Here is a 25438-nt window from a genome sequence, read left to right as displayed (position 1 = left end):
GTCTCAACGGGGGCTGCCTTACGGCCCCCGGCCTGCTCCTTCTCCATCTCGGTCCGGGCAAGCATGGCTTGCATGGGGCGGAACTTCGTGTTGAACTGAACAAGCGTTCATATCGGGGGGAGCCATCATGAAACTAGACAGCACAGCCGCCATCATCACCGGAGGCGCATCGGGGCTTGGCGAAGCCACGGCGCGCTATTTTGCGTCGCAGGGGGCGCAGGTCACCCTGCTGGATCGTGACGCCGCCCGGGGCGAATCTGTGGCCAAGGAAATCGGTGGCCATTTCATTCTGACCGATGTGACGGATGAAAGCTCAGTTCAGGCGGCGGTAGACTACGCCGCCGATAAAATGGGCTGGATCACAGCAGCGGTGAACTGCGCCGGGATCGCCCTTGGCATCAAGACCACAGGCCGCGACGGCCCGCATCCATTGGATGCCTTTCAGCGCACGGTCGACATCAACCTTGTCGGCAGTTTCAACGTGGCACGGCTCGCGGCGGTCGCCATGGCCAAGAACAGCCCCGAAGACGACGGCGCGCGCGGGGTGATCATCAACACTGCCTCCATCGCCGCTTTCGATGGGCAAAAGGGCCAAGCCGCCTATGCCGCGTCCAAAGCCGGGATCGTTGGCATGACCCTGCCCATGGCGCGGGATTTAGCCAAAGACGGTATCCGCGTCATGACCATCGCGCCGGGCATTTTCAAAACGCCGATGTTGGCTGGTCTGCCGGAAGAGGTTCAGGCTGAATTGGCTAAGGATGTGCCCAACCCTGCCCGCCTCGGCGATCCGTCGGAATACGGGCGATTGGCCGGGTTCATCGTAGAGATGGGCTATCTCAACGGCGAAGTGATCCGCCTCGACGGGGCGCTCAGGATGCGGTGATGCCGCTGCAGAACCGCGTTCAGCCGGATGGAGAGATCATCGCCCACCCCGCGCGAGGTGGCTTCATGGGCAACCGCGGTATCCTGCACGATGAAGGCGGCCTGCACCCGAAACGCCGATGGGCGCATCAGAACTGGGTGTGTTGTGTGCTGAGCTTCAAGGGGCGTCAGCGTCGCCTCATGGCCCCACGCCACTATACCGAGCTTTTCTTTTTCGATGAGGCCGTGGCCTTTGCCGCCGGGCACCGACCCTGCGCCGAATGCCGGAGTGCTGATTATCGGCTGTTTCGGGCCTGCTGCGATGTGCCAGGGCCTGCTGCCGCCCTAGACCGTCAGCTGCACGCCGAACGCGCCGTACCGCGCGTGTTTCAGCAGCGCCGCCATGCAGAGGTGGAGGCGCGTGACCTGCCGACAGGGAGCTTCATCTTAGATCATGAGGGGCGCTGCGGGGTGCTTTTTGGTGACGCCTTTTACCCCTATGCCCCTTCAGGCTACGGTTCGGCAAAACCGCGCCCTTGCGGACATGTCACCTTGCTTACCCCGCCCAGTAGCGTTGCGGCTTTTCGCGCCGGATACCGGCCGCAGATCGCCCTGAAGGACTCAGTCGATTAACCCTGCGCCTTCTCTTCAAGCGCCATCCACTCTTCTTCAGCGTTCTGGAGCTTTTCGTGCCTCTGAACCAGCGCATCGGTGGCTTTTTGGAACTTCACCGGCTCGCGGGTGAACAATTCCGCGTCGCTGAGCAGTTCTTCGAGCTTGCCGATTTCCGCCTCAAGGCGCTCGATCTCACCCGGCAGCGCTTCAAGCCGGTGCTTTTCGGTAAAGCTCAGACCCGAGGCGGATTGTTTTTTCTCCGCCTTCGGCTCGGCCTTGCCGGGTTTGGACTTTACCACGCTGTCCGAAAAATCGTCCTGCCCGCGCTGCGCCAGATAATCGCTCCAACCGCCCGCATAGACCGTGGCACGCCCGTCGCCCTCCATGGCGATGGTGGTGGCGGCCACCCGGTCGAGGAAGTCGCGGTCGTGGCTGACCAGCAGCACGGTGCCGTCATAGGTGCTGAGAAGCTCCTGCATGAGGTCGAGGGTTTCGACATCCAGATCGTTGGTCGGCTCGTCGAGCACCAAAAGGTTCGAGGATCGCGCCATAATCTTGGCCAGCAACAGCCGGGCCTTTTCCCCGCCCGAGAGCGAGCGGACCGGCGCGCGGGCCTGTGCTTCGTCAAAGAGAAACTCTTTTAGGTAGCCCACCACATGTTTCGGCTGTCCGCGCACCAGCACCTGATCGGCCTTGCCCGAGACGCGCATGTCAGGATCGCCGGTCAGGCTTTCCCAAAGCGTCATATTGCCATCAAGCTGCGCACGTGCCTGATCGAAAAGCGCGAGTTCCAGATTGGTGCCGAGCTTGATCTCGCCGGTGTCGGGCTGCTCTTTCCCGATCATCATGTTAAGCAGCGTGGTCTTGCCCACCCCATTCGGTCCCACCAGCGCAATGCGGTCGCCGCGTTGCACAGTGATCGAAAAGTCGCGCAGGATCTGTTTGTCGCCGAACTTCTTAGCCACGCCTGTCGCTTCGATCACTTTGCGCCCTGACTTTGGCCCGGCTTCCAGCGCCATCGCGGCGGTCCCTTGACGGGTGATCTGGGCTGAGCGTTCGGCCCTCAGGTCTTGCAAGGCGCGCACGCGGCCTTGGTTGCGCTTGCGCCGGGCCGAGATGCCCTCAACCGCCCAACGCGCTTCGGCCTTGATCTTGCGGTTAAGCTTGTGGCGCTGCATGTCCTCTTCTTCCCAGATCTGATCGCGCCATGCTTCAAACCCCTCAAAACCGATCTCTTGACGGCGCACGGCGCCGCGGTCGATCCAGAGGGTGGCGCGGGTCAGATTGCGCAGGAAGGCGCGGTCGTGGCTGATGATGACAAAGGCGGTGCGGGTGCTTTTGAGTTCAGCTTCAAGCCAAGCGATGGCTTCGATATCAAGGTGGTTGGTCGGCTCATCCAGCAGCATCAGCTCGGGCTCTTCGGCCATCAGCCGCGCCAGCGCCGCGCGGCGGCGTTCACCGCCCGAAGCGGTGGCGACGGGGCGTGCGGGATCGAACTTCAGCCCCTCGCCCGCGCGTTCGACCTTGTACATCTCGCCCGGATCAAGGCCATGCGCCGCGAAATCGCCAAGCGTCTCGAAGCCCGACAGATCCGGCTCCTGCTCCATATAGCCAACCGACACGCCGGGACCGGCAATAACCGCCCCGCTGTCGGGCTCAACAAGTCCGGCCATCACCTTCATCAGCGTGGATTTGCCCGAGCCATTGCGGCCAACCAAGGCCAGCCGGTCGCCGGTCTGAACCACCAGTGAAAGGTCTTCGAAAACAGGATCGCCGCCAAAGGTCAGCGAAATGTCGGTGAGTTGTAAAAGGGGTGCGCGTGCCATGCCCGCCAGCTATCTCTCGGCGCGGGTAAGGTCAATGTCCCTTGAGGTTGGGCGCCGTGCTTTCGCGCGCTTTAGGCCAAGGCGCGCAGGAGCCGCGCGCGGTTCGGCGGGATCGCCGCGATCTCGAGCCCGGTAAAGACATGCAGCGTGTTCATCTCCCGGTCGATCACCGCGTGATCGCTGACCCAGCCGCCCATGGAAAGATAGCTGCGCAGCAGCGGCGGGGTCTGCTGGCGCGCGCGTCGGGAATCGGCAGTTTGCGTGTCGCGGGCAAAAGGGTAGTACTGATCGGCTTTGAGTCCGGGCCGCCACTCTGCCGGGGCCAGATGCTGTTCTTTCAAACGGGCAAAGGCATCCCGGTACACCGTCGGGTCGGTTCCTGTGAAGGAAGAGCAGCCAAACAGAACCGTCACATTGTTGCGGTCGACCTCATGTGCCAGCCGCCCCCAAGCGAGGCGCTGAATGTCGGGATCTTGCCAGTCGGGGTGCACGCAAAAGCGGCCCAGTTCAAGCAGCGCGCCGTCGACCTTTTCTAAGTTGGAAAGGTCATAAAACTGCGCGGCATAGCTTCGCGCCAGTGTCGCGCCGCGAAATAGGGTCAGGCGAAAGCAACAGACCAAAGTGCCGCTGGCACGATCCTCTACCAGAAAATGTCGCGCGCTTGCATCGAAAGCATCGATGTCGGGCTGGGTGCCTCTCTGGAAGCACCGGGCGCGCAGCATCTGCGCGCGGGTTATATCGACTGACGATAAGGCTTCGCGCGTCAGATATCGGCCCGGTGACGCTTGGGTCATCTGCGATGTCGCCTTCGGTTACCTACAGCCCTGCCCCGCCGGTTGACCGCCGGGGCTTTCAAGGATGGATTTAGCTGCCGAATGCCGTCGGGCTAAAACGGCCAAGGTTGCCCAAAAGCTGACGCAGGAACGTATTGTCAGCCACTGGCGATGTCGTCACTCGGCGCGACAAAGGCACCACTTGCCCGCGCTCTAGCCCGAAGCGTTCGACATTTGCCACGACGCCCGCTTCGTTGAAGCTCACGGTGACCACTTCGCGGTCGATCTCTTTCGGGGCCATGAAACCCAAAGCGCGCTGGCGCATCTTAACGTAGTAGTAACTATCATCGCTCAAAACACCCGAAGCGGTGGGCACACCGATCTTTTGAGCGACGGTTTCTTTGGTGTCGCTGCCGACGACGATCTGCTCAAGCTGATCTTGTGGCGGAACATAACCGTGGTTCTGATACTGCGGGCTGCAGGCTGTCAGAAGCAGCGCAAGGCCCATACCTGCGATCCGGAGGCGTGTCTTGCCGGTCTGTTTCGTATTGCGCATTTGGTCTGCCCTCTTGCCCTGACGGATTATGGCTTTTATTTCGCATACACTAAGGCACCCCAAGTGTACAAGAAACGAAAGTCATATCTCATGTCGCGCAAATCACCTACGCCAACCGCTCTACGGGTCGCTGACCTGTCTCAGACGGAGCCAAACGGCTTTGCGCTGCGCCCCGATGCGGAGGCATTATCGCAAATCGCTGAGGAATTGGAGCTATCCGCTCTGCGCAAACTCAGCTTCTCGGGCAGCATCAAACCTCTGGGCAAGCAAGACTGGCAACTCGAGGGCACCTTGGGCGCCACAGTGGTTCAGCCCTGCGTTGTGACGCTGCAGCCAGTAACCACACGTATCGACGTCAATATCATCCGCCGTTTTGTCCATGATTTCGAACTTCCCGATGAGGAAGAGGTCGAAATGCCCGAAGATGACACGACCGAGCCGCTAGGACAATGGATCGACCCCGCGCAGATCATGATCGAAGCGCTGGCACTGGAAGTGCCTGAATACCCTCGCAAGGGCGATGTTGAACTGGGCCAGATGGTCCATGCGGAACCGGGCCAGAAGCCAATGACCGACGAAGATGCACGCCCCTTTGCCGGACTCGGAGCCCTGCGCGACGCGTTAAAGAAAGGCGAAACCTAATAAAACAGGCGGAATACCGCGAAAATTACGGGTTGCATCGCCGCGCATTCGCGTTATTTTGCCGCCCTCACCCCAATTAAGGTTGGACATTGCGCGGCTGCGGCCCTAAAGCGTCGTCACGCCCGAAACGGGGTCCGAATTGAAACACGGTTGCGGCATGCCTCATGCAGGTCAGCAACCCCGAAGGCAAAGGCACCAGACATGGCTGTCCAACAGAATAAAGTATCCAAATCGCGCCGCAACAACCGCCGCGCACACGATTCGCTCACAGCAGCGAACCCGAACGAATGTTCGAACTGTGGTGAGCTGAAGCGCCCACACCACATCTGCGCCGCATGCGGCCACTATGACGACACCGAAGTTGTCGCCCTGACCGAAGAAGTAGACCTGGAAGACGACGCAGCCTAAGCTCGCGTTGTTCCTAAGGTTTTTTCAATGGCAGTGAGGCATTCGCACCGATGACGGCACAGCCCGATCACCCCAACGCGAAAGCCGGACACACCCTGATCTCGGTTGACGCGATGGGGGGTGACGAAGGCCCGGCAGCAGTTGTTGCCGGGTGTGCGCTTTCTGCGGGGGCCAATCCAGACATCGGCTTTATCTTGCATGGTCCCCGTGACCAGCTTGAGCCGCTGATCGCCAAGCGCAGCGATTTGGCTGGTCGTTGTGAGGTTCGCCACGCAACGGATGTCGTCACGATGGACGACAAACCCAGCCAAGTTGTACGCACCGGCAAGGCCAGTTCCATGTGGTCCGCTATCGAGTCCGTGCGCAGCGGAGAAGCCGCCGTGGCTGTCTCATGCGGGAACACCGGCGCGCTGATGGCGATGTCGATGATACGGCTGCGGAAATTGCCGGGCGTGAATCGCCCCGCGATTGCCGTGCTCTACCCGTCTTCCAATCCTCAGGGCTTTAACGTGATGCTCGACGTAGGCGCCGATGTGCGCGCCGACGCCGATGATTTGTTGCGCTTTGCTTTGATGGGCACCTCCTATGCCCGCAACGGTATGGACCTAGAGCGCCCGCGTGTTGGGTTGCTGAATGTCGGTACAGAAGAACATAAAGGCCGCACTGAGCTTAAAGAAGCCTATGATCTGATTCGCGCCCAAGGCGATGCCACGGGCTTTGAATTTGTAGGCTTTGTTGAGGGTGGCGACATTTCGGGTAACCGCGCGGATGTGATCGTGACCGACGGGTTCACCGGAAACGTGGCGATCAAAACCGGCGAAGGCACCGCCAGCATGATCGGCAACCGCCTGCGCGAAGCGTTCAAATATTCGCCTATGTCACGGCTTGCGTCGCTTCTGGCCTATACCTCGCTGCGCCGCCTCAGCAAAAAGATTGATCCCCGCCGTGTAAACGGGGGCGTCTTTCTGGGTCTGAACGGTACGGTTGTGAAATCCCACGGCTCAGCGGATGCCACAGGCATCTCTGCGGCGATCAAACTTGCGGCCCAGTTGTCGCAGAATAAATTCAATGACAAGCTGGCCGCCCGCGTCGCCGCGACGCTGCCTGCCGAGGAGTCCGTCAAATGAGCCTGCGCGCCGTTGTCACTGGCTGTGGCCACTACCTGCCCGCCCGTGTCGTGGAAAATGCCGAATTTGAAGCGACCCTCGACACGAATGACGAGTGGATCCGCTCGCGCTCTGGCATCGAACGCCGCCATTTCGCCGCTGAGGGCGAGAATACATCCTCCATGGCCAGCGCAGCCGCACGCAAGGCGCTTGAGGATGCGGGCCGCGAGGCATCCGACGTGGATGCGATTGTCGTCGCCACCTCAACGCCTGATCTTACCTTCCCCTCTGCCGCAACGATGGTGCAGGCCGAATTGGGTATGACCAGTGGCTTTGCCTTTGACGTGCAAGCGGTTTGCGCGGGGTTCGTCTATGCGCTTGCCAATGCCAACGCACTGATCGTGTCGGGCCAAGCCCGTCGCGTGTTGGTAATCGGAGCAGAAACCTTTAGCCGCATCATGGATTGGACAGATCGTTCGACCTGCGTGCTTTTCGGTGATGGCGCAGGTGCGCTGCTGCTCGAAGCACAGGATGGCACCGACAGCCCTGAGGATCGCGGCATTCTTGCGACCGATCTAAACTCAGATGGCCGTTACCGCGACCTGCTCTATGTCGATGGCGGAGTATCCACAGGCACCACCGGCTATCTGCGCATGCAAGGCAATCAGGTCTTCCGCCACGCGGTTGAAAAACTGGCGGCGACGGCGAATACTTCGATGGAGCGGGCCGGTGTCGTTGCCGAAAATGTTGACTGGATCGTGCCGCATCAGGCCAATATCCGCATCATTCAGGGCACAGCGAAAAAGCTGAACCTGCCGATGGAGCGCGTGGTTGTTACCGTTCAAGACCACGGCAACACCTCGGCGGCTTCGATCCCGTTGGCGCTGTCCGTGGGGCGTGAGCGGGGCCAAATCAAACAAGGCGACCTGATCGTTACCGAAGCTATTGGCGGTGGTCTGGCGTGGGGTTCTGTCGTCCTGCGCTGGTAAGCTACTGAGCTAACGCAGAAAATCTCCGCTCAAATGCCCGCGATCCGGGCATTGATGTTGACTCTAAAAATCGCAGCAGCATATGCTATTGAAAAGCATGGGGGATATAATGCCGAACAAGACATTGACGCGCATGGATTTAAGTGAAGCTGTATTTCGTGAAGTCGGTCTTTCTCGTAATGAGAGCGCTCAACTGGTCGAAGCAGTGCTTGAGCATATGTCCGACGCTTTGGTCGACGGGGAACAGGTTAAAATCTCTTCCTTCGGCACATTCTCGGTGCGCGACAAGACCGCCCGCGTGGGGCGCAATCCGAAGACTGGCGAAGAGGTTCCGATCAACCCGCGCCGTGTGCTGACCTTCCGCCCTTCGCATCTGATGAAAGACCGCGTTGCCGAAGGCAACAAGTCCTGACCCATGGTCAAATCGCCGGACGCTTTTCGCACCATCTCCGAAGTCGCTGACTGGCTCGGCATCCAGGCCCACGTTCTGCGGTTCTGGGAGAGCAAGTTCACGCAGGTAAAGCCCATCAAACGGGCTGGCGGACGGCGTTACTACCGTCCGGCGGATATGCTGCTGTTGGGGGGGATCAAAAAGCTTCTCCATGATGATGGGCTGACCATCAAAGGTGTCCAAAAGATCCTGCGCGAAGAAGGGATGACTCATGTGTCCTCCCTCTCCGCACCGCTGGATGAGTTGGACTTTCTGGAGCCTCGGTCCGCCCCCAAACCGGACATAATCCGCCCGGAAACCGGTGTGGTTTTGAGCTTTGGCAGCACGAAGGCTGAAGCGCCGGACGCTGCTGGTTCGGATAAGCAAACTGCAGAAGCGAAATCGGCTGACAATACGCCCGCTGCTTCGCCCGTTCCCACACCACAAAGCGCGCCGCAGGTCACCCCCGCAGAGCCCACGCCCCCCTCTCCTGTGCCACCTGCCGATGATCACCCGCGCGCGACGCCTGATCCGTTGGCACCGTCGGACAGCACCACACCCGACGCGCCGCAGCTGGATCCAACCGTCGGCCCCGAAGTCGAAGAGACCCCAGCCGATCCCGAGACGCAGGCCGCGGCAAATGCCAGCCTGCCCGACTTCCTAAAACGCCCCCTCGCGTCTGAACCCGAAGCGCCGACCGATGTGGAACCTGTATCCCCTGCAGATGAAGCGCCCACTGAGCCGGGAATCGAAGAGTTTGACGATACGCCCAGACCCGCGATCATCGACCTGCCGGACTTCACTCCCGAGGCTGAATTTCCAGCCCGTCCGGGTCTGTTGAGTGTGGCGAGCCGTGTGCATTACCTGCCCCGCGATGTGCAGCCGCTCGTGGCCGGTCTGCTGCTGGATCTGGCAGAGTTGCGCGCGCGGATGGCCGCTGAACCCGGCTTTGAAAGTAATTACTGATCGCAATGAAAAGATCGGCAATTCCCTCTTGCACCCCCTGCGAGATCGGGTATGAAGCCCACGTAGTCGGGCTATGGCGCAGCCTGGTAGCGCGTCCGTCTGGGGGACGGAAGGTCGCAGGTTCGAGTCCTGCTAGCCCGACCAACCGACTACAACAAAACGCCCGCGCCGGTAACGCGCGGGCGTTTGTCATTTGAAAGGCCCCGCTTGATGCCCAATGCGATGAACGGGGTGCTCCCCAACCAGCAGATTTCAGCGATGATCGAAAGCGGTGCCATTGCCGCTGATCCGGCGGTCACCGCTGCCCAGATCCAGCCTGCCAGCCTTGATCTGCGCCTCGGCAACGTCGCCTATCGCGTACGGGCATCCTTCCTTGCCGGGCAAGGGGCCAAGGTTGCGGATCGTCTGGCAGAGTTCGAGATGCACCGCGTGGACCTTAGCGATGGGGCCGTGTTGGAAAAAGGCTGTGTCTATGTCGTGCCTTTGATGGAAACACTCGCGCTGTCTGAAGATGTCTCTGCGGTCGCTAATGCTAAAAGCTCCACCGGACGGCTCGATCTTTTAACACGCACCATCACAGACGGCGGGACCGAGTTTGACCGGATCGCGCCGGGCTATACCGGCCCGCTCTATGCCGAGATCTGTCCCCGCTCCTTTTCCGTGCTTGTGCGCCCCGGCATGCGGTTGAACCAGATCCGCTTCGGCAGCGGCGACGCGACGCTGGATGATGACGCCTTGCGCACGCTGCATGATAAAACCCCCTTGGTAGATGGCACAGCCGTGATCGACGAAGGCTTGGGCTTTTCCGTCGATCTGCGCCTGCCCGGCACCAGCCTTGTCGGTTATCGCGCCAAGCCGCATACCGGGGTGATTGATCTGGAAAAAATCGGCCATTACGCACCGGCGGATTACTGGGAAGAGGTGCACAGCACCAATGGCCAGATCATCCTTGATCCCGGTGCTTTCTACATCCTCGTCAGCCGCGAGGCCGTGACAATCCCTCCCGCCTATGCCGCTGAAATGGCGCCCTATTTAGCAATGGTAGGTGAATTCCGTGTGCATTACGCGGGCTTCTTCGATCCCGGCTTTGGCCATGCCGAGGCGGGCGGTGCAGGTTCACGCGGGGTGCTGGAAGTGCGCTGCCATGAGGCACCTTTCGTGCTGGAGCATGGTCAGGTTGTGGGTCGCTTGGTCTATGAACATATGGCCCAGATCCCCAGCCAGCTTTACGGGGCTGACATCGCATCGAATTACCAAGGTCAGGGTCTGAAACTGTCGAAGCACTTCCGCGCCGCCTGATGGCGCGGACGCTTACCTTGATCGTAAGAAACGCCGCAGCATCCGAATGCCCTGCTGCGCAGCGCCTGCGTTTAATGCGCCACCCTTCTTGCGGGCTCCGCGTTTGCCGGTACGTCGCGCACCAGCACCTACCCCGCGCGACAGCAGGCGGCGCATGAGGTGACGTATGACCATGTTACCGATCGGTTTCATCGGCCCTCTCCTTCGGATCAGCCCGTTTGATGTAGGTGCGCGGGGCCGGAATCCAGCCCCCCGCCCATCAATCTTCGAACAGCTCGCTTTGGCCTTCGGTGGTCTCCGGCTCGTCCTCGCCATCGCCTACGGTGGGCAGCAGACCGGCAGGCGGGCGGTTCTCCAACAGCCCGGCAGAGCGCAGCTCTTTCAGCCCCGGCAGATCTCGCGCGCTTTCCAGACCGAAGTGATCGAGAAACTCTTGCGTCACCACAAAGGTCACCGGACGGCCCGGTGTCATCTTACGGCGGCCAAAGCGGATCCACTCCATCTCTAGCAGTTGATCGACCGTCCCACGAGAGACCGCGACGCCACGAATCTCTTCGATTTCTGCGCGGGTAACGGGCTGGTGATAGGCAATGATCGCCAGGGTCTCGATCGCGGCGCGGCTGAGTTTTCGGGTCTCGACCGTTTCCCGATGCATCAAAAAGCCAAGGTCCGGCGCGGTGCGAAAGGCATAGGCATCGCCCACCTTCATCACCTGCACGCCGCGCCCTTGATAGCGGTGGCGCAGGAAAGCCATCGCCTCGCCCACGTCCGAACCGCGCGGTAGGCGCGCTTCGAGTTCACGTAAGGTGATCGGCTCGGAACTGGCGAAAAGCACGGCTTCGATCATACGTTCCTGTTCGGCCAGCGAGGGCGCGTCGAACAGCTTCTTTTCTTTTGTTTCAACGTCTTCCGACACGCATCAATCCTTCTTGCGCAGTTGGATGGGGGCGAAATTCTCTTTTTGCCGGATCTCCATATGTCCCTCTTTGACCAGTTGCAGGGAGGCCGCAAAGGTCGCCGCCGTGGCAGAGCGTCGTCGCTCAGGATCGCTCTCCCAACCTTCGGGCAGATAGCTGTTCAGATCGCCCCAATCGCCCGCATAGCCAATCAGCCCGCGCATCCGTTCCAGCGCTTCTTCCATGGTGAAAACCTTGTCGCGGTCCATCACGAAGGGGCGGAAATCATCGCGGGTGCGAGTGCGCGCGTAGCCTTGCATGAGGTCCAGCAAGGTGGCGGTATAGGTCACCTTTTTGACGCGGGTGATCTCATGGGTTTGGCCCCGCGCAAAGAAGTCCCGGCCGAGTTGGTCCCGCGCCATGAGCCTTGCGGCAGCATCGCGCATGGCTTGGAGACGTTCCAATTGGAACGCCAGATGCGCGGCCATCTCTTCGCCTGACGGGCCTTCTTCGGTAGGGTCCGGAGGCAACAGCAGGCGCGACTTGAGGAACGCCAGCCATGCTGCCATCACAAGGTAGTCTGCCGCCAATTCCAGCCGCAACTCCTTGGCCCGCTCAACAAAAGCCAGATACTGCCTGGCCAGTTGCAGCACCGAGATCTTGCGCAGGTCAACCTTCTGGGTCCGGCTTAACGACAGCAGCAGATCAAGCGGACCTTCATAGCCTTCGACATCAATGATGAAGGCCTCAGCAGCCAGCCGGTCGGCCACGGAGCCGCCTGCTCCGTCCCTGTATTCTTCAAATGCCGTTTCAGCCATGCAATGTCCCGCCCTGAAGCGCCTCAAGCTTGGCGCAAAGAGCATCGATGTCAACGTCATCGGGGGGGTGCCGCGCATCCATTGCGCGCAGGGCGCGGGTCTGGGCGGCGGGTGTCATCTCGCCAGCGGCCTCTGCCACAGCGCGGCGCTCTTCCAGCAAGCCATTGCAGAAAAGGGCCACGTCACAACCCGCCGCGATGGCGGCGCGGGTGCTCTCCGCCGGGGTCATTTGCAGCGCTTTCATCGAGATGTCGTCTGTCATCACAAGGTTATCGAAGCCAATATCCTCACGGATGATGCGCATGACCTTAGCGGACAGGGTCGCCGGGCTATCATCCAACGCGTCATAGACCAGATGGGCTGTCATCCCCATGGGCAGATCACGCAGGCTGCGGAACGGCGCAAAATCGACCGCCTCCAGATCAATCCGACGGGCATCGACATGCGGCAAATTGTGGTGGCTGTCGAGCGTGGCGCGGCCATGACCGGGCATATGTTTCATCACCGGCAAGACGCCCCCCGCCAGCAGTGCATCGGCCACGATCCGGCCAATCTCGGCCACCTGCCCCGGCGTCTCGCCGTAGCAGCGGTTGCGCAAAAACTGATGCGTCTTGGGCACCGCCACATCGATCAGCGGCGCGCAGTTGCTGTCGATGCCGACGCTGTGCAGCTCATGGGCTATGATCCGGTACATAAGGTAGAACGCTCGACGCGCATGATCCCCCGCGCGGGCGGCAAGGTCCATCGGCGGCATCCAATCGCGCCACTCCGGGGCACGCATGCGCTGCACGCGGCCGCCCTCTTGGTCGATGGTGATTACCGCCTCGTGGCCCGCCGCCTCGCGCATCTCCTCGCAAAGTGCGCGAACTTGGTCGGGGCTGTCGATGTTGCGAGAAAAAAGAATAAAACCAAAGGGCCGCACGTCCCGAAAGAACGCCTTTTCCTCGACACTGAGCCGATGGCCCGTGGCGTCGAGGATCGTGGCCCCGAAGGGGCGCATCAGCGCATCACCACCGGGATACAATCCGCGTTTTCAGCCACGAGAGCCGAACAGAAGCGCCGTGCATCGGCGATATCGTCAAAACCCATGGCGCGCAGGCGGTAGAACACCCGGCCACCGCTGGTCGCCTTTTGAACAACGCGGTTTTTACCTTCAAGGTAGGCGCCGAAGCGGCCCTGAAGACGATCCCACTGTTCGCGGGCAACCTCTGGGCTGTCGAATGCACCAAGCTGCGCCATGCGGGTGCCTGCGGGAAGGGCCGCGGGATCGACCTCTTGCGTGGCGGCTTTGACCGGATTGCTTTGGACCGATGCAGGCGTCACCACGGCACCACCTGCGGGGCGACGGCGGGGGCGCAGCGAATTGCGTACGCCGGGTGCGTTCAGCACGGCTTTGACCACCTTAGGCTGCGCCGATGTATCGGCCAGCGCCATGGCGACGGCAGTATCGACCGGGTCGGCCGCCGCCTCACCGCTCAATGGGGCCACACCATTGGTCAGCTGAGCAACAAGGTCTTGGACGTTGCCTGAGCGGATCGCGGCAGAGGCGTCGATCAGATTACCGTCGTCACCTTGAGCCACGGCTTTGGTCGCCTCGCCTTGTGGCTTTCCGGCAACCATCGCCACTTGAACGGGCTGGTCTTCGTCCTGCAATTCGATCTGGCGGGGCGCGAGCCGCAGCTGATCGGCCGGGCGTCCGGCGTTGCCTTCGGCGGCCACTACGTTGACCGACAACCCCTGATGCCGGGCCAATTCTCCGCCGGGTTCTTCGGGGCGCACACGCATTTCACCTTGGACGGCGCGGACCACGGGAATGCCCGTCACATCACGCACCAACAGTTTGTAGCCCCAAACGCCGATCCCTGCGACCAGCGCCAGTGAAACCACGGCGCCAGCGATATTGGTGAGCGTTGTCAGTGTCTTGGGCGCGGTGCCCACTGCGTATCCATGCGCGGAATCGGGCGCATAGCCCGCCGTCGTCGGGGAAGACGTGAAATCTGCCATCTCTGCCTCTTTGCCCGACGTGATACATCGCCACGCGGGTCTATCTTGGGGTTGCCTGTTTTCGGCGCGCTGGTGCGGTTATCGCATCTCTTGTGCCGGTGTGACGCCAAGAATACCAAGACCCGCCGCGATTACAATCGCAACGGCACGCGACAGGGCGATTTTTGCCTGCGATGTGGCAGCGTCCCCTTCTTGCAACGCACGCAGCCCGTCTTCGGAGCGGCCCAAGTGGTAAAGGCTGTGGAAATCGGACGCCAATTCGTAGAGGTAGAAGGCCACCCGGTGCGGCTCGTTGCTGCGCGCGGCGGTTTCGACCAGACGCGGCCATTCAGCCAATTTGCGCAGCAGGCCAAGTTCTGCATCATGATCCAGCTTGGTCAGATCCGCATCCATCAGCGTGGCATCGGCAACCTCGACCCCGGCCTCTTGCGCTTTGCGAAGGATTGAAGCCACCCGAGCATGGGCGTATTGCACATAGAACACCGGATTCTCGCGGCTTTGCTCCAGCACCTTATCGAAGTCGAAATCGAGCATCGCGTCGTTTTTGCGCGTCAGCATGACAAAGCGCGTAACGTCCGGCCCAACCTGATCGACCACATCGCGCAGGGTCACGAACGTCCCTGCCCGCTTAGACATCTTAAACGGCTCGCCGTTTTTATAGAGTTTCACCAGTTGCGTCAGCTTGATGTCGAGCGGCACATGACCATCGCTCAATGCCGACACCGCCGCCTTCATCCGTTTGACGTAGCCGCCGTGATCCGCGCCAAAGACGTCGATCAGCATGTCAAAGTCGCGGCTGACCTTGTCATAGTGATAGGCGATGTCAGGGGCGAAATAGGTCCACGAGCCGTCGGATTTCTTGACTGGGCGGTCCACGTCATCGCCGTGTTCGGTGGATTTGAACAGCGTCTGTTCGCGCGGCTCCCAATCTTCGGGCTTCTTGCCTTTTGGCGGCTCCAGCACGCCTTCGTAGATCAGCCCTTTGGCTTCGAGTGAGGCAATCGCCGCTTCGATCTGGCCGGTGCCGTAGAGAGATTTCTCGCTGTAGAAGACATCCATCTCAACGCCGAGGGCAGCCAAATCCTCACGGATCAGGTTCATCATCGCGTCGGTCGCAAAGTCGCGGATATGATCGAGCCATTCGCTCTCAGGTTGGTCGACCAGCTTGTCGCCATACATCTTGGCCAGCGCCTCGCCCAGCGGGATCAGGTAGTCGCCGGGGTATGTGCCATCGGGGAAGGCCACCTCTTTGCCATTGGCTTCGAGGTAACGGAGGTAGACCGAGCGCGCCAGAACATCGACCTGCGCGCCACCGTCGTTGATATAGTATTCTCGTGTCACGTCGTAGCCTGCAAAATCCAGCAGGCTGGCCAGCGCGTCGCCAAAGACCGCGCCACGGGTGTGGCCCACGTGCAGCGGGCCGGTTGGGTTGGCGGAGACATATTCGACGTTCACCCGTTGACCGGCGCCAAGGATCGCGCGGCCAAAGTCGGTGCCTTGGCTCAAGACCTGCTGTGCCACGTTTTGCCAGACCGAAGGCGCAAGCTGCAGGTTGATAAAGCCCGGGCCGGCCACTTCGGCAGAGGTGATGCGCGGATCGTTCTGCAACTGCGCGGCCAATGCTTCGGCAATATCGCGCGGCTTCATGCCCGCGGGCTTGGCCAGCACCATCGCGGCGTTGGTCGCCATATCGCCATGCGCGGGGTCACGCGGCGGCTCGGCGGTGATCGGGTCAAAGTTCAGGGTCGCAGGCAGAGCATCCTGCGCGACCATCTGTTCCAGTGTCGCAATGATGAGATGGCGAATTTCGGCAAATAGGTTCATGTCGGGTATCCTTGTTCCCCGCCCGTTTATCATGTGCGGAGGTGCAGTCAATGAAGCGGCGGGCCGCGATGGCCCATGTGAGGGAGTGGCGTTTGAAGCGGCGTTGTCAGCCGAGGTCCAAACGCCCACTTCGGAGCCGTCGGCCAGCTTCGGACCCAAGGTACAGCGCGGTGTCTGCGGCCAATTCGGCCTGCCCCTCGGGCACGGTTATCAGATGAAAATGCAGCCCCCGCGCGCCAAATACCTTATCGAGCGCGGCATTGGCAGCCTCAAAGGCTCCGATCATCCCATATCCGGCAAGTGCAAGCGGCTGGCTTGGCCGCGGCAGAACGGTTACAACGGACCCCTGCCCGGCCACCAAACCCCGGCCCAAAGCCCGCACCAGCGCAGAAAGCCCCCGGATCTGCGCGTCAATGCCTTGGGCGCAATCATCGGGATCAAGCGGCATCAGGTTCAGCACCAAATGGAGCGGCGTGCCGCCCCAGTTGCGGTAAAGCGGCTCGAACCGGCTGACCAGATCCCCGGCAAGCGCCAGCCCTTCGACCCGTGCGGGCGACTGGCTCATCAGCCGTGCCAGGACGGCGGGGTCGCGGTCCATCGCCACGACTTCTGCCCCCAGACCAGCCGCGCGTTTGGCGACCGTTGGGCCCGGCGCTTGCCCTGCCGAGAGGATCGCGAAGGTCGCGTCACCGGCCAGACTTTCCGGGAGAACGGGGGTTTGTATCATGTCACGTCACCTATGGATCACAAAAGACAGGCTACCATGCCGCAAAGATTAGCGGAAGCTGCGCAAATCACTGCCAAAGATGCGGGCGTGTTCTTGCAGCGCAAAACGGTCCGTCATGCCTGCAATGTAATCCGAGACCATCCGCGCCAGCGTGGTTTCATCCTCTGCCGCCTCGATCGCCGCCGCCCAATGGCGGGGCAACAGGTTGGGTTGAGACAGAAACAGCGGAAAGAGGTCTTCGACGACCTTTGTCACCTTCTCGCGATTCTCCATCACCGACGGGGCGCGGTACATGCGGGTAAACAGGAACTTTCGAATCTCGCGCAGATCCTGCCAGACGGGATCCGAAAAGCGGATCACCGGGCGACCCAGATGACGAATGGCATCGGGGGATTTGGCCTCCGCCTCTTTCAGCAATTTGGACGATGTTTCGATCACATCACCGACCATCACCCCAAAAACCCGCCGCAGCGCCTCATGGCGACGGCGATAGCTGTCGGTGTCGGGGTAAAGCCGGTCCACTTCCGCATAGGCCGCACCGACCATGGGCAGCTCTGCGATCTCTTCTTCGGTGAACAGACCCGCCCGCAGCCCGTCGTGCAGATCGTGGTTGTTATAGGCGATATCATCCGAAAGCGCGGCCACCTGTGCCTCGGCGCTGGCATGGGTGTGCAGTTCTAAATCATGACGCGCGTTATAGTCAGCCAGCGCATGAGGCACGTCGCCCGTGACGGGCCCATTGTGCTTGGCAATCCCTTCCAGCGTGTCCCACGTCAGGTTCAGCCCGTCAAATTCGGCATAGTGCCGTTCCAGCGTGGTGACGATCTTGATCGCCTGCGCGTTGTGGTCAAACCCACCGTAGGGCGCCATCAACTTATGCAGCGCGTCCTCTCCGGTGTGGCCAAAGGGCGTGTGGCCCAGATCATGCGCCAGCGCCACGGCCTCGGTTAGCTCGCCGTTCAGGCGCAACGCCCCTGCGATGGTGCGCGCCACTTGGGCCACTTCGATCGAATGTGTCAGACGGGTGCGGAAATAATCGCCCTCATGTTCGACAAAGACCTGCGTCTTATGTTTAAGCCGCCGAAAGGCGGAGGCGTGAATGATCCGGTCCCGGTCCCGCTGATAGCAGGAGCGAAACGTGCTTTCCTCCTCCGGCACCAACCGTCCCCTGGCGGTGTCCGGATCCGAGGCAAATTCTGCGCGCATTGCGGCTGGTCCTCTCTCGCGGTCCTTGTGACCTGTCCTTGTGGTTTCTATATGTTAGGGGAACGCGAAAGAAAACCGATGCATCGGAGCCCGCAGATGAACCTGCCCCCCAAAGTCACCCCCCGCGCCTTTGAACGCCTCGCCGAGATCGGGGCCGCCGACGAAGGCAAAGCCCTGCGCATCGCTGTCGAAGGCGGCGGCTGCTCGGGGTTTCAGTATGACATCGCACTGGACGAACCTGCCGAGGATGACCTCGTTCTGGAAGGCAGTGGTCAAAAAGTGGTGGTCGATAGCGTGTCCCTACCGTTTTTGGCCGATGCGGTGATCGACTTCACCGAAGAGTTGATCGGCGCGCGGTTCACGATTGAGAACCCCAATGCGACGGCGGCCTGCGGCTGCGGCACATCTTTCTCGATGTAAGCTTTCCGGACGCGTCTAACCGCGCGCCCGTGCAAACCCCTCAAAGAATTCTTCGAAATGCGGACCAGATTGCTCAGCCGCGAGTAAGACAGCGTGGCTTTCTGGCCCAAGATAAGACAGAACGTGCGGGCGCATATGCCCCCAATCTGCGCTGCGCTGCGCCCCCATATCGCTCAGACATGCTACCAAGGGCCGCAGCGCCCCCTGCCCCGGGGAACGGCATTTAAACCGCAGCGCCCCATCGGACATGTGCTGCGGGTGCGGGGGGCGGCCCGCGATTTGCATGGCCCAACCCGTGACGAGCCATTGATGGTAATCGTCTTGCACAGGGGCATTCATATCCACCTGAATGCGAAAGGCACGGTGGCAATCCGCCACGAAGTTCTCCCACGACCTCGCTGGAGCCACCCCGGCAAATCGCAGCGCGGCGCAGACTTCGGCGAGCAGATCTATATCTTGGTCAAGAAAAGCGAGCAGCCCGGTGAACTGCAAACTCAGCAGAGCCTTTTCTGACAAGTTCGGATCCCGGCGGCCATAGTCCGAGAGATAGTAGACAATATGTGTGAGCTCATACGCGGCCTTTCGGTTGGGCATGGCGAAGGTGGCGCTGCGGGTAATAAAGTTATGCAACCGCTCGCCAAGCGCACCCTCACCGACTCGCGGCCCGACAGCGCGGCGACGCAACAGCCGGCGTGCTTCAGCACGTTGTAGATCGGAAAGTTCTGCGCCCTCTAGGCCCGCGCGGGCAACCTCATCGCAGAGGGCCGCCCCGTGAAGTTCCGGCAAGCCAAGCTCTTCGAGGTCGAGGCAGAGCGACAGGATAAAACGGTAGTACTGCGGGAAATCGCGGAGCATGTTGCGGCCCTTTGAATGGAAGGTGATAAGCGGCTTGAGCGCCTCGGCATCCAATCCGACCCCTGTACTTGCCAGCACCCCCAGTAATTCGGCGTTTTCCTTTAACCAAAAGACATCCCCCTGCTGACGGCGTTCGCTGGCAAAGGCGCGGATCAGTCGCGTTCTTCGGGTTGCCATGTCGGAATTTACTTCGGGCTTGAGCAGAACAACGTTGGTCATTAGATGGCCTCCAACAAGGGACAGCGGGCGGTGAAATCCGCCCGCTTTATCAGGTTTCAGGCGCCAAATGGCAGCACCTGCGCCTCAGAGACGGAAAGCCCAGTGGTGAAGAGGCCCACCCCCGCCCCCTGCGCGATGGTTCCGGTGTTTTGTTGTAACCCAGTGGTGAACAGCTCCACCCCGTCACCCATGAGCATGTCGCTGCCCACTCGATTAAGACCCGTGGTGAAAAGCCCAATTCCCGCGCCAAGTGTCATCAGGTTGTCGTCGTCCATAGGTGCCGGTAGTGGGGTGAAAACTGTTGCGGTAGTCGTAGTCATATCGAAGTCCTTTCGAGCAAATTACCATTTAAACGTGCAGTTCATACACTGATGCACTTTAAGATTGTTTCGCCAACTGATTTCCGTCTAAGTCTTTGTCCTGAAAGATTTATCCACATTAGGTACACTGCGCATTACCTCCGCTTGGATCGCTTTTCCTTCATTGATGCTGGGCAAAAAAAGTTCGATCCACAGAGCTGTCTCATGACAAAGAGGGATTACATGTTCCCGTAATTCCCTTATTAGTGGAAACAATCCCCGTAGAATCACCCTAAACGCGCAAGCCTCCCCCTTGCTCCGCGATGCCATTTGCGCGATAGCAGTCGGACATCTTAAGGGGGCCGGATATGAAGATCGCGAGTTTCAACATCAACGGTATCAAGGCCCGCGTGGCGGCCCTTCCCGACTGGCTTGACGAGGCGCAGCCGGACGTTGTCGTGCTGCAAGAGATCAAGTCGGTCGACGAGGCTTTCCCCCGCGAAATGCTAGAAGAGCGCGGCTATAACGTCGAAACCCACGGACAGAAATCTTTCAACGGCGTGGCGATCCTGTCGAAGCTGCCGCTGGAGGATGTAACCCGTGGCCTGCCGGGCGACGACGAAGACGATCAGGCCCGCTGGATTGAGGCCACGGTCGTGGGCGACGATTTGGCGCTTCGGGTCTGCGGGCTCTACCTGCCCAACGGCAACCCGGTGCCGGGGCCAAAGTATGAATACAAACTCGCGTGGATGACGCGGCTTCAGGCCCGCGCCGAGGCGCTGCTGGCTGAAGAAACGCCCTTCCTCATGGCGGGCGATTACAACATCATCCCGCAGGCCGAAGACGCCGCCAAACCCGACAACTGGCGCGAAGATGCCCTGTTCCGTCCCGAGTCCCGCGCCGCATGGCGTCGGCTTGTGAACCTGGGCCTTACCGATGCCTTCCGCGCGCGGACCCAGGGGCCGGGGCATTATTCGTTCTGGGATTATCAGGCAGGTGCGTGGAACCGAAACAACGGCATTCGCATAGACCATTTTCTGCTGTCACCGACCGTGGCGGACCGGCTGCGCGCTTGCCAGATCGACCGTGACGTGCGCGGGCGCGATAAGCCGTCGGACCATGTGCCGATCTGGGTCGAGTTGGAAATCTAAGCGTCAGGCTTCCAGCTCGGCATCCCAATAAAGGAAATCCATCCAGCTTTCGTGCAGATGCCCGGGCGGAAATTTGCGCCCCATGTTGCGCAGTTCTTCAGCGGCAGGCTGGCGCGGCGGCTTGCGCAGGGCAAGGCCCGTGCGGTGCAGGGGCCGCGAGCCTTTGCGGAGGTTGCACGGGCTACAGGCGGCGACCACGTTTTGCCAGCTTGTCACCCCACCGGCGGCGCGGGGCACCACATGGTCAAAGGTCAGATCCCCCTTCGCGCCGCAGTATTGGCAGCGAAATTCATCCCTCAGAAATAAATTAAAGCGCGTGAAGGCCACGCGCTTTTGAGGTTTGACATAGTCTTTTAGAACGACAACCGAGGGTATCCTAATCACTGTCGAGGGGCTGCGCACCACTTCGTCATATTCGGCGACGATCTCAACCCGGTCGAGCCATTTGGCTTTGACGGCTTCTTGCCAAGGCCAAAGCGACAGCGGGTAATAGGATAAAGGTCGGTAATCCGCGTTAAGCACCAGCGCAGGGCGGTGTTTCAAAGCCGCCGGTTGGCGGGTAAATTCGGTCCTGAAATCGCCGTCCATCTGGTCGCGTCCTCTGCCCGTTTCTCTTCACTATATCTCGCGGTTTCGCTCTGGCAAGACAAAGGTGAACCACTAGATGTCGCCGGTTTTGCCAGCCAAGTACGACAGATGCGTGACAGATAGGCAGAGTCTGTTAACCTTATTGCATGACAGATAAGTCCCTGCCCGATGCCCCCGCCCCACAAGCGCTGCTTGAAGCCGCGCTGTATGTCGATGATCTGGATGGCGCGCGACAGTTCTACCGCGATCACTTGGGCTTACAATTGTTCCAAGAGGTATCGGGACGGCATATGTTCTTTGCGCTTGGGCCATCGGTGCTGCTGATCTTCAACCCCACAGCGACGGCGCAGCCGCCCGGCAACCCGCAGATGCCGGTGCCGCCCCATGGGGCGCGGGGGCCGGGGCATGTCTGCTTTGCAATGGAACGGGATGAGATCGCCGCGATGGAGACGCGGCTGCAGGCCGCCGGGATCGAGAAAGACACCAGCTTTGACTGGCCCAACGGGGCGCGCTCACTGTATGTGCGCGACCCGGCTGGCAATTCGGTTGAATTCGCCGAACCTTGGCTCTGGGATGAGATGAAGGGTTAAAGTCCCAATTTATCGCGCATAAAGGCCAGCGCCACGCTCAAGCCATCCGGCGCGATGCCGTGGCCGGTGCCCTTCATCACATGGGCGTACACGTCCTGCCAGCCAGCCTCTTGCAGCGCTTCGGCGGCTTGCGGCAGGGATTGCGGCGGCACCACGTCATCGGCATCGCCATGCACCAGCAGCACCGGTGGCTTCACCCGCGCCTCCTCGGCCAGCGCTTCGGGGTTCAGCAGGCGGCCCGAGAAAGCCACGATCCCCGCTACCGCATCTTCACGCCGAGGTGCCACGTGCAGCGACATCATCGTGCCTTGGGAAAAGCCGAAAAGTACGACCTGTTCGGGCAGCACGTCTTCGTCCACCATCAGCGCGTCGAGGAATGCGTCAAGGTCTTCGACCGCGCTCATCATTCCGCGCATCGATTCCTCTTCGGACGATCCGTCGATCCATGGGATCGGGAACCATTGGAAGCCCATCGGTGCACCGGCGCAGGCTTCGGGCGCGTCGGGGGCGATGAACAGCGTGTCTGGCAAGTGCTCGCTCATCGGATCGGCCAGCCCCAGCAGGTCAGCGCCATTGGCGCCGTAGCCATGCAGGAACACCACAACCGACCGTGTGGTGCCAGAGACCGGCTCGCGGCGCTCGGCGTTCAAAACCCGTGTCATGACAATCCTTCCTTTTGTTTCAACACCCGGTAGTAGGCAAAGAGCTGCCGCGCCGCAACCGACCGCCAAGGTGACCAAGCGACGGCCATGACGGAGAGGTCTTTCGGCGTTGGCCGGGCGGGCAGATCGAACAGCCCCCGCGCGGCTTCTTGCAACGCCAGATCGCCGCTTGGGAAGACATCGCGCCGACCAAGGCAGAACATCACATAGACCTGCGCGGTCCACGGGCCGATGCCCGGCATGGCGATCAGTGCTGCGGTGGCGTCGTCATCGGACAGGCAATGTAGCGCGTCAAAATCGAAATCACGTTCCGCCAAAGCCAACACATAGCGCGCTTTGGGGCGGCTCAGCCCTGCAGCGCGCAGACCTTCGTCGCCCGCGTGCAGGACGTTTTCAGGGCGGTCCAACCCCGCCGTGACCAGCCGCGCATAGATCGCCCGGGCCGAGGCTACGCTCACCTGCTGCCCCACGATAATGTCGAGCAGCCCGGCGAAACCGGGCGGGCGCAGGCGCAGAGGCAGCGGGCCGGTCTGGGCCAGCGCCATGGCGAAACGCGGCTCTCGCTCGGCCAGCCATGCCGCGCCCTCGGCCACATCGGCGTCGCAGGTGATTGGAGGCGCGAGGTTCACAGGCTTGCCACCCAATCCAAAATCGCGTCGAGATCGGTCAGGCAAGGCGCGTCCTCTGGCAGTGGCGGTCTGTCAATCAGGATTACTGGCAAGCCGAGCGACAGGGCGGCGTCGACCTTGGGCCGGCTGGCCTGCCCGCCGAGGTTGCGGCAGATCAGCAGGTCGACGCCGAGGTCACGGAACAATGCCGTTTCGCTCTCCACGGTGAATGGCGGATCGCCAAAGATCAGGTCGACAAAGTCATAGGGTGCGGGCCGGTCATGGCGGCTGGTCTGGCGCAGCATGAGGCGCGTACCCTCATAGGGCAGGAACGCGGGCAGGCTCGCCCAGCCGGTGGCGGCAAAGACGCGGGCCCCGGGCGGCACCGCACGGGCGGCTGTCGTCACATCGGGCGCCGATTGCAGCAGCGGGTTGTCCAAAGGCCAGACAGGCCGCGAAAAGCTGACGAAGGGTTTGCCAATGGCCGTGGCGACGGCGAAACCTGCGTGGCTTAGCCCCGCATCGAACCCATGGCTGAGATCGAGCACCGCATCAAAGCCCGCCATATCGCGCCGCAGGGCCGCTGCATCCGTGGCATCGCGCATTTCAAACGCCATCGGCATCGGATTACTCCCGCGCGGCGGTTCCGTCAGCCACGCGGTGACCCTGTGCCCGGCCTCAGCTAAGGCGACGCCAAGCTGCCGCGCCTCGGCAGTGCCAGCGAGCAGAAGAAGGTTCAGCGAGGGACGGTTCGGGGCGGTCATCGGGGCAATCATCGGTGAGCTTGCCGCCGGGCGCAAGCGGGATCGGAGGCGCAAAAACCGGGGCCGGGCTTGCCCTTACGCATCGGCAGGGCTACGCCTTGGCGGGAAGTGAGGAATTCAGACATGATCGACGACAGACGCGCCCGGCGCAACGTAGCGGTGCTGGTGGCAGCACAGGCCTTTCTCGGGGCGCAGATGCCGATGATTTTCCTCGTCGGCGGGTTGGCCGGGCAGTCACTGGCGACCAATGTCTGTCTTGCGACACTGCCGATTTCGATGATCGTGCTGGGCTCCATGCTTTCGGCCACGCCGGTCTCGGCCATTATGCAGCGCTATGGCCGCCGCGCGGGGTTCTTTCTGGGCGCGGCGGGCGGTGCCTTGGGCGGCGCGGTCGCGGCCTACGGGCTTTATCTGGCATCTTTCCCAGTCTTTCTGGTCGGCTCCCTACTCACCGGCGTCTATATGTCTGCCCAAGGGTTTTACCGTTTCGCCGCCGCCGATACCGCGTCGGATGACTTCCGACCCAAGGCGATCTCTTACGTTATGGCCGGGGGGCTGGTCTCTGCGATCATCGGGCCGCAGCTTGCCACGGCGACCTCGGGCAGCCTCGTGGTGCCCTTTCTTGGCACCTATCTGGCGGTGGTGGCGGTAAACCTTATCGGTGCGCTGCTGTTTCTTTTCATCGACATCCCCAAGCCGCCAGTCCCGGCCCATGACGCGCCCAAGGGCCGCAGCCTTTGGGAGCTTTTGACCACGCCGCGCATCGCGGTGGCTGTGATTTGTGCCATGGTATCCTACGCGCTGATGAACCTCGTGATGACCTCAACCCCGCTGGCCGTCGTTGGCTGCGGATTTAGCCAAGACAACGCGGGCTATGTGGTCACCGGCCATGTGTTGGCGATGTTCGCGCCGTCCTTCTTTACCGGTCATCTTATCAACCGTTTCGGCGTTGAGCGGATCATGGGCCTTGGCATTGCGATCCTTGCCGCCGCTGGCCTGGTGGCGCTTCAGGGGGTGGAGTTAGGCAACTTCTTTGTCGCGCTGATCCTTTTGGGGCTGGGCTGGAACTTTGGCTTCATCGGAGCCACCACCATGCTCGCGGGCGCGCATGAGCCGCATGAGCGCGGACGGATGCAGGGCCTGAACGATCTGCTGGTGTTCGGCGGCGTGACCGTCGCCTCGCTCGCTTCAGGCGGTTTGATGAACTGTTCGGGCGGCACGGCGCAGGAAGGCTGGGCGGCGGTGAATCTCGCCATGGTGCCGTTCTTGGTGCTGGCCGGTGGCTCGCTGATCTGGCTGGTGCTGCGCAGCCGCAAGGAGACGCAGCTCAGCTAAG

At 61.3% G+C, this 25438-nt stretch carries 30 protein-coding genes and 1 tRNA gene; 14 read left to right on the top strand and 17 right to left on the bottom strand.

The genetic code is table 11. The features are described 5' to 3' along the window. Positions 1-127 precede the first annotated feature (127 nt). Both ACSQ16_RS10730 and ACSQ16_RS10725 read left to right on the top strand, forming a co-directional pair. Positions 128-883, top strand: a complete 756-nt coding sequence (locus ACSQ16_RS10730) for a 3-hydroxyacyl-CoA dehydrogenase (RefSeq protein ID WP_243260616.1) — start codon at positions 128-130, stop codon at positions 881-883. Beyond that, complete coding sequence (locus ACSQ16_RS10725; RefSeq protein ID WP_243260617.1) at positions 883-1494, top strand: hypothetical protein; 612 nt, start codon at positions 883-885, stop codon at positions 1492-1494. The genes ACSQ16_RS10730 and ACSQ16_RS10725 overlap by 1 nt, the downstream gene beginning before the upstream one ends. Here the strand turns inward: ACSQ16_RS10725 and ACSQ16_RS10720 are convergent. The 3 genes from ACSQ16_RS10720 to ACSQ16_RS10710 all read right to left on the bottom strand — a co-directional run bounded on the left by ACSQ16_RS10720 (position 1491) and on the right by ACSQ16_RS10710 (position 4631). Further along, entirely contained in the window at positions 1491-3302 is a 1812-nt protein-coding gene (locus ACSQ16_RS10720) for an ABC-F family ATP-binding cassette domain-containing protein (RefSeq protein WP_243260619.1), read from the bottom strand. The two genes, ACSQ16_RS10725 and ACSQ16_RS10720, sit on opposite strands and share 4 nt — an antisense overlap. 71 nt (positions 3303-3373) lie before the next feature. After that, positions 3374-4096: a GNAT family N-acetyltransferase gene (locus ACSQ16_RS10715; protein WP_317406190.1), complete on the bottom strand. Its 723-nt coding sequence runs from the start codon at positions 4094-4096 to the stop codon at positions 3374-3376. A gap of 70 nt (positions 4097-4166) precedes the next feature. After that, positions 4167-4631 carry an outer membrane protein assembly factor BamE gene (locus ACSQ16_RS10710; protein ID WP_243260621.1) on the bottom strand — a complete coding sequence of 155 codons (465 nt, stop codon included), beginning with the start codon at positions 4629-4631 and terminating at the stop codon, positions 4167-4169. A 90-nt stretch (positions 4632-4721) separates the two neighbouring features. Between ACSQ16_RS10710 and ACSQ16_RS10705 the strand changes: the two genes are divergently transcribed. The 8 genes from ACSQ16_RS10705 (at position 4722) to ACSQ16_RS10670 (ending at position 10471) form a co-directional block, all read left to right on the top strand. Further along, positions 4722-5273, top strand: a complete 552-nt coding sequence (locus ACSQ16_RS10705) for a YceD family protein (RefSeq protein WP_317406189.1) — start codon at positions 4722-4724, stop codon at positions 5271-5273. A gap of 201 nt (positions 5274-5474) precedes the next feature. Continuing rightward, positions 5475-5681, top strand: a complete 207-nt coding sequence (rpmF, locus tag ACSQ16_RS10700) for a 50S ribosomal protein L32 (RefSeq protein WP_093741388.1) — start codon at positions 5475-5477, stop codon at positions 5679-5681. A 50-nt stretch (positions 5682-5731) separates the two neighbouring features. After that, positions 5732-6808 (top strand): phosphate acyltransferase PlsX, encoded by a 1077-nt coding sequence (gene plsX / locus ACSQ16_RS10695; RefSeq protein ID WP_243260625.1) that lies wholly within the window; start codon positions 5732-5734, stop codon positions 6806-6808. Then, the gene (locus tag ACSQ16_RS10690; protein ID WP_243260626.1) at positions 6805-7776 is read left to right on the top strand and encodes a beta-ketoacyl-ACP synthase III; all 972 of its coding nucleotides are present in this window, start codon (positions 6805-6807) and stop codon (positions 7774-7776) included. Before plsX ends, ACSQ16_RS10690 begins: the two co-directional genes overlap by 4 nt. Positions 7777-7885: 109 nt before the next feature. Continuing rightward, entirely contained in the window at positions 7886-8188 is a 303-nt protein-coding gene (gene ihfA, locus ACSQ16_RS10685) for an integration host factor subunit alpha (protein ID WP_067265868.1), read from the top strand. A 3-nt stretch (positions 8189-8191) separates the two neighbouring features. Further along, positions 8192-9172, top strand: coding sequence for a MerR family transcriptional regulator (locus ACSQ16_RS10680; RefSeq protein ID WP_243260628.1), 981 nt, complete (start codon positions 8192-8194; stop codon positions 9170-9172). 67 nt (positions 9173-9239) lie between these two features. Beyond that, positions 9240-9316 (top strand) — tRNA-Pro (locus ACSQ16_RS10675). A 78-nt stretch (positions 9317-9394) separates the two neighbouring features. Then, positions 9395-10471: a 2'-deoxycytidine 5'-triphosphate deaminase gene (locus tag ACSQ16_RS10670; RefSeq protein ID WP_243263171.1), complete on the top strand. Its 1077-nt coding sequence runs from the start codon at positions 9395-9397 to the stop codon at positions 10469-10471. A 12-nt stretch (positions 10472-10483) separates the two neighbouring features. Here ACSQ16_RS10670 and ACSQ16_RS10665 read toward each other — a convergent pair whose 3' ends face one another. The 8 genes from ACSQ16_RS10665 to ACSQ16_RS10630 form a co-directional block, all read right to left on the bottom strand. Then, entirely contained in the window at positions 10484-10663 is a 180-nt protein-coding gene (locus ACSQ16_RS10665) for a hypothetical protein (protein WP_243260629.1), read from the bottom strand. Between the two features lie 67 nt (positions 10664-10730). Then, the gene (gene scpB, locus ACSQ16_RS10660; protein ID WP_093926090.1) at positions 10731-11387 is read right to left on the bottom strand and encodes an SMC-Scp complex subunit ScpB; all 657 of its coding nucleotides are present in this window, start codon (positions 11385-11387) and stop codon (positions 10731-10733) included. Positions 11388-11390: 3 nt separating this feature from the next. Beyond that, positions 11391-12185, bottom strand: coding sequence for a segregation and condensation protein A (locus tag ACSQ16_RS10655; protein WP_243260630.1), 795 nt, complete (start codon positions 12183-12185; stop codon positions 11391-11393). Beyond that, complete coding sequence (gene nagZ / locus ACSQ16_RS10650) at positions 12178-13185, bottom strand: beta-N-acetylhexosaminidase (RefSeq protein ID WP_243260631.1); 1008 nt, start codon at positions 13183-13185, stop codon at positions 12178-12180. Before nagZ ends, ACSQ16_RS10655 begins: the two co-directional genes overlap by 8 nt. Beyond that, positions 13185-14189, bottom strand: a complete 1005-nt coding sequence (locus ACSQ16_RS10645) for an SPOR domain-containing protein (protein ID WP_243260633.1) — start codon at positions 14187-14189, stop codon at positions 13185-13187. Before ACSQ16_RS10645 ends, nagZ begins: the two co-directional genes overlap by 1 nt. A gap of 78 nt (positions 14190-14267) precedes the next feature. After that, positions 14268-16013, bottom strand: a complete 1746-nt coding sequence (gene argS, locus ACSQ16_RS10640; RefSeq protein ID WP_243260634.1) for an arginine--tRNA ligase — start codon at positions 16011-16013, stop codon at positions 14268-14270. Between the two features lie 106 nt (positions 16014-16119). Next, positions 16120-16740, bottom strand: coding sequence for a hypothetical protein (locus tag ACSQ16_RS10635; RefSeq protein ID WP_243260635.1), 621 nt, complete (start codon positions 16738-16740; stop codon positions 16120-16122). Between the two features lie 48 nt (positions 16741-16788). Beyond that, a complete protein-coding gene (locus ACSQ16_RS10630; RefSeq protein ID WP_243260636.1) occupies positions 16789-17946 on the bottom strand; it encodes a deoxyguanosinetriphosphate triphosphohydrolase in 1158 nt (385 codons plus the stop codon). A 96-nt stretch (positions 17947-18042) separates the two neighbouring features. On the opposite strand from ACSQ16_RS10630, the gene ACSQ16_RS10625 reads away from it, so the two are divergent. Beyond that, a complete protein-coding gene (locus ACSQ16_RS10625) occupies positions 18043-18366 on the top strand; it encodes a HesB/IscA family protein (protein ID WP_067265985.1) in 324 nt (107 codons plus the stop codon). A 15-nt stretch (positions 18367-18381) separates the two neighbouring features. On the opposite strand, the gene ACSQ16_RS10620 is transcribed toward ACSQ16_RS10625, so the two are convergent. Both ACSQ16_RS10620 and ACSQ16_RS10615 read right to left on the bottom strand, forming a co-directional pair. Further along, complete coding sequence (locus ACSQ16_RS10620; RefSeq protein ID WP_243260638.1) at positions 18382-19440, bottom strand: DUF6902 family protein; 1059 nt, start codon at positions 19438-19440, stop codon at positions 18382-18384. A gap of 56 nt (positions 19441-19496) precedes the next feature. Continuing rightward, entirely contained in the window at positions 19497-19760 is a 264-nt protein-coding gene (locus ACSQ16_RS10615; protein WP_243260639.1) for a DUF6749 family protein, read from the bottom strand. Between the two features lie 347 nt (positions 19761-20107). Here ACSQ16_RS10615 and xth point away from each other — a divergent pair, with 347 nt between their 5' ends. Beyond that, positions 20108-20890, top strand: a complete 783-nt coding sequence (xth, locus tag ACSQ16_RS10610; RefSeq protein WP_435988786.1) for an exodeoxyribonuclease III — start codon at positions 20108-20110, stop codon at positions 20888-20890. Between the two features lie 3 nt (positions 20891-20893). Here xth and ACSQ16_RS10605 read toward each other — a convergent pair whose 3' ends face one another. Beyond that, positions 20894-21478, bottom strand: coding sequence for an HNH endonuclease (locus ACSQ16_RS10605; RefSeq protein ID WP_093926080.1), 585 nt, complete (start codon positions 21476-21478; stop codon positions 20894-20896). A 146-nt stretch (positions 21479-21624) separates the two neighbouring features. Between ACSQ16_RS10605 and ACSQ16_RS10600 the strand changes: the two genes are divergently transcribed. Beyond that, on the top strand, positions 21625-22068 hold the full coding sequence (locus ACSQ16_RS10600) for a VOC family protein (RefSeq protein WP_243260675.1): 444 nt from the start codon (positions 21625-21627) through the stop codon (positions 22066-22068). On the opposite strand, the gene ACSQ16_RS10595 is transcribed toward ACSQ16_RS10600, so the two are convergent. Genes ACSQ16_RS10595 through ACSQ16_RS10585 form a run of 3 tightly spaced genes read right to left on the bottom strand, consistent with a single transcriptional unit; the run spans position 22065 to position 24102 of the window. Beyond that, positions 22065-22730 (bottom strand): alpha/beta hydrolase, encoded by a 666-nt coding sequence (locus ACSQ16_RS10595; protein WP_243260677.1) that lies wholly within the window; start codon positions 22728-22730, stop codon positions 22065-22067. The two genes, ACSQ16_RS10600 and ACSQ16_RS10595, sit on opposite strands and share 4 nt — an antisense overlap. Further along, positions 22727-23359, bottom strand: coding sequence for a DNA-3-methyladenine glycosylase family protein (locus ACSQ16_RS10590; RefSeq protein WP_243263173.1), 633 nt, complete (start codon positions 23357-23359; stop codon positions 22727-22729). The genes ACSQ16_RS10595 and ACSQ16_RS10590 overlap by 4 nt, the downstream gene beginning before the upstream one ends. Beyond that, positions 23356-24102 (bottom strand): precorrin-6A/cobalt-precorrin-6A reductase, encoded by a 747-nt coding sequence (locus ACSQ16_RS10585; protein ID WP_435988785.1) that lies wholly within the window; start codon positions 24100-24102, stop codon positions 23356-23358. The genes ACSQ16_RS10590 and ACSQ16_RS10585 overlap by 4 nt, the downstream gene beginning before the upstream one ends. A 123-nt stretch (positions 24103-24225) precedes the next feature. Between ACSQ16_RS10585 and ACSQ16_RS10580 the strand changes: the two genes are divergently transcribed. Then, positions 24226-25437, top strand: coding sequence for an MFS transporter (locus ACSQ16_RS10580; RefSeq protein WP_243260679.1), 1212 nt, complete (start codon positions 24226-24228; stop codon positions 25435-25437). Position 25438 lies beyond the last annotated feature (1 nt).

The organism is Sulfitobacter sp. SH24 (assembly GCF_965641895.1).
GTDB classification, from domain to species: Bacteria; Pseudomonadota; Alphaproteobacteria; order Rhodobacterales; family Rhodobacteraceae; genus Sulfitobacter; species Sulfitobacter dubius.
This window is presented reverse-complemented; position numbering and strand designations above follow the sequence as displayed.

Bases quoted from the DNA above. Each gene is read 5' to 3' on its own strand.
- xth (WP_435988786.1), top strand. From the start codon at position 20,108: ATGAAGATCGCGAGTTTCAACATCAACGGTATCAAGGCCCGCGTGGCG.
- rpmF (WP_093741388.1), top strand. From the start codon at position 5,475: ATGGCTGTCCAACAGAATAAAGTATCCAAATCGCGCCGCAACAACCGC.
- ACSQ16_RS10665 (WP_243260629.1), bottom strand. From the start codon at position 10,663: ATGAAACCGATCGGTAACATGGTCATACGTCACCTCATGCGCCGCCTG.
- ACSQ16_RS10615 (WP_243260639.1), bottom strand. From the start codon at position 19,760: ATGACTACGACTACCGCAACAGTTTTCACCCCACTACCGGCACCTATG.
- nagZ (WP_243260631.1), bottom strand. From the start codon at position 13,185: ATGCGCCCCTTCGGGGCCACGATCCTCGACGCCACGGGCCATCGGCTC.
- plsX (WP_243260625.1), top strand. From the start codon at position 5,732: ATGACGGCACAGCCCGATCACCCCAACGCGAAAGCCGGACACACCCTG.
- ACSQ16_RS10720 (WP_243260619.1), bottom strand. From the start codon at position 3,302: ATGGCACGCGCACCCCTTTTACAACTCACCGACATTTCGCTGACCTTT.
- ACSQ16_RS10630 (WP_243260636.1), bottom strand. From the start codon at position 17,946: ATGCGCGCAGAATTTGCCTCGGATCCGGACACCGCCAGGGGACGGTTG.
- ACSQ16_RS10585 (WP_435988785.1), bottom strand. From the start codon at position 24,102: ATGACCGCCCCGAACCGTCCCTCGCTGAACCTTCTTCTGCTCGCTGGC.
- ACSQ16_RS10605 (WP_093926080.1), bottom strand. From the start codon at position 21,478: ATGGACGGCGATTTCAGGACCGAATTTACCCGCCAACCGGCGGCTTTG.
- ACSQ16_RS10655 (WP_243260630.1), bottom strand. From the start codon at position 12,185: ATGGCTGAAACGGCATTTGAAGAATACAGGGACGGAGCAGGCGGCTCC.
- ACSQ16_RS10725 (WP_243260617.1), top strand. From the start codon at position 883: ATGCCGCTGCAGAACCGCGTTCAGCCGGATGGAGAGATCATCGCCCAC.
- ACSQ16_RS10690 (WP_243260626.1), top strand. From the start codon at position 6,805: ATGAGCCTGCGCGCCGTTGTCACTGGCTGTGGCCACTACCTGCCCGCC.
- ihfA (WP_067265868.1), top strand. From the start codon at position 7,886: ATGCCGAACAAGACATTGACGCGCATGGATTTAAGTGAAGCTGTATTT.
- ACSQ16_RS10620 (WP_243260638.1), bottom strand. From the start codon at position 19,440: ATGACCAACGTTGTTCTGCTCAAGCCCGAAGTAAATTCCGACATGGCA.
- ACSQ16_RS10670 (WP_243263171.1), top strand. From the start codon at position 9,395: ATGAACGGGGTGCTCCCCAACCAGCAGATTTCAGCGATGATCGAAAGC.
- ACSQ16_RS10595 (WP_243260677.1), bottom strand. From the start codon at position 22,730: ATGACACGGGTTTTGAACGCCGAGCGCCGCGAGCCGGTCTCTGGCACC.
- ACSQ16_RS10730 (WP_243260616.1), top strand. From the start codon at position 128: ATGAAACTAGACAGCACAGCCGCCATCATCACCGGAGGCGCATCGGGG.
- ACSQ16_RS10580 (WP_243260679.1), top strand. From the start codon at position 24,226: ATGATCGACGACAGACGCGCCCGGCGCAACGTAGCGGTGCTGGTGGCA.
- ACSQ16_RS10710 (WP_243260621.1), bottom strand. From the start codon at position 4,631: ATGCGCAATACGAAACAGACCGGCAAGACACGCCTCCGGATCGCAGGT.
- ACSQ16_RS10715 (WP_317406190.1), bottom strand. From the start codon at position 4,096: ATGACCCAAGCGTCACCGGGCCGATATCTGACGCGCGAAGCCTTATCG.
- ACSQ16_RS10680 (WP_243260628.1), top strand. From the start codon at position 8,192: ATGGTCAAATCGCCGGACGCTTTTCGCACCATCTCCGAAGTCGCTGAC.
- ACSQ16_RS10625 (WP_067265985.1), top strand. From the start codon at position 18,043: ATGAACCTGCCCCCCAAAGTCACCCCCCGCGCCTTTGAACGCCTCGCC.
- ACSQ16_RS10645 (WP_243260633.1), bottom strand. From the start codon at position 14,189: ATGGCAGATTTCACGTCTTCCCCGACGACGGCGGGCTATGCGCCCGAT.
- ACSQ16_RS10635 (WP_243260635.1), bottom strand. From the start codon at position 16,740: ATGATACAAACCCCCGTTCTCCCGGAAAGTCTGGCCGGTGACGCGACC.
- argS (WP_243260634.1), bottom strand. From the start codon at position 16,013: ATGAACCTATTTGCCGAAATTCGCCATCTCATCATTGCGACACTGGAA.
- ACSQ16_RS10705 (WP_317406189.1), top strand. From the start codon at position 4,722: ATGTCGCGCAAATCACCTACGCCAACCGCTCTACGGGTCGCTGACCTG.
- ACSQ16_RS10600 (WP_243260675.1), top strand. From the start codon at position 21,625: ATGACAGATAAGTCCCTGCCCGATGCCCCCGCCCCACAAGCGCTGCTT.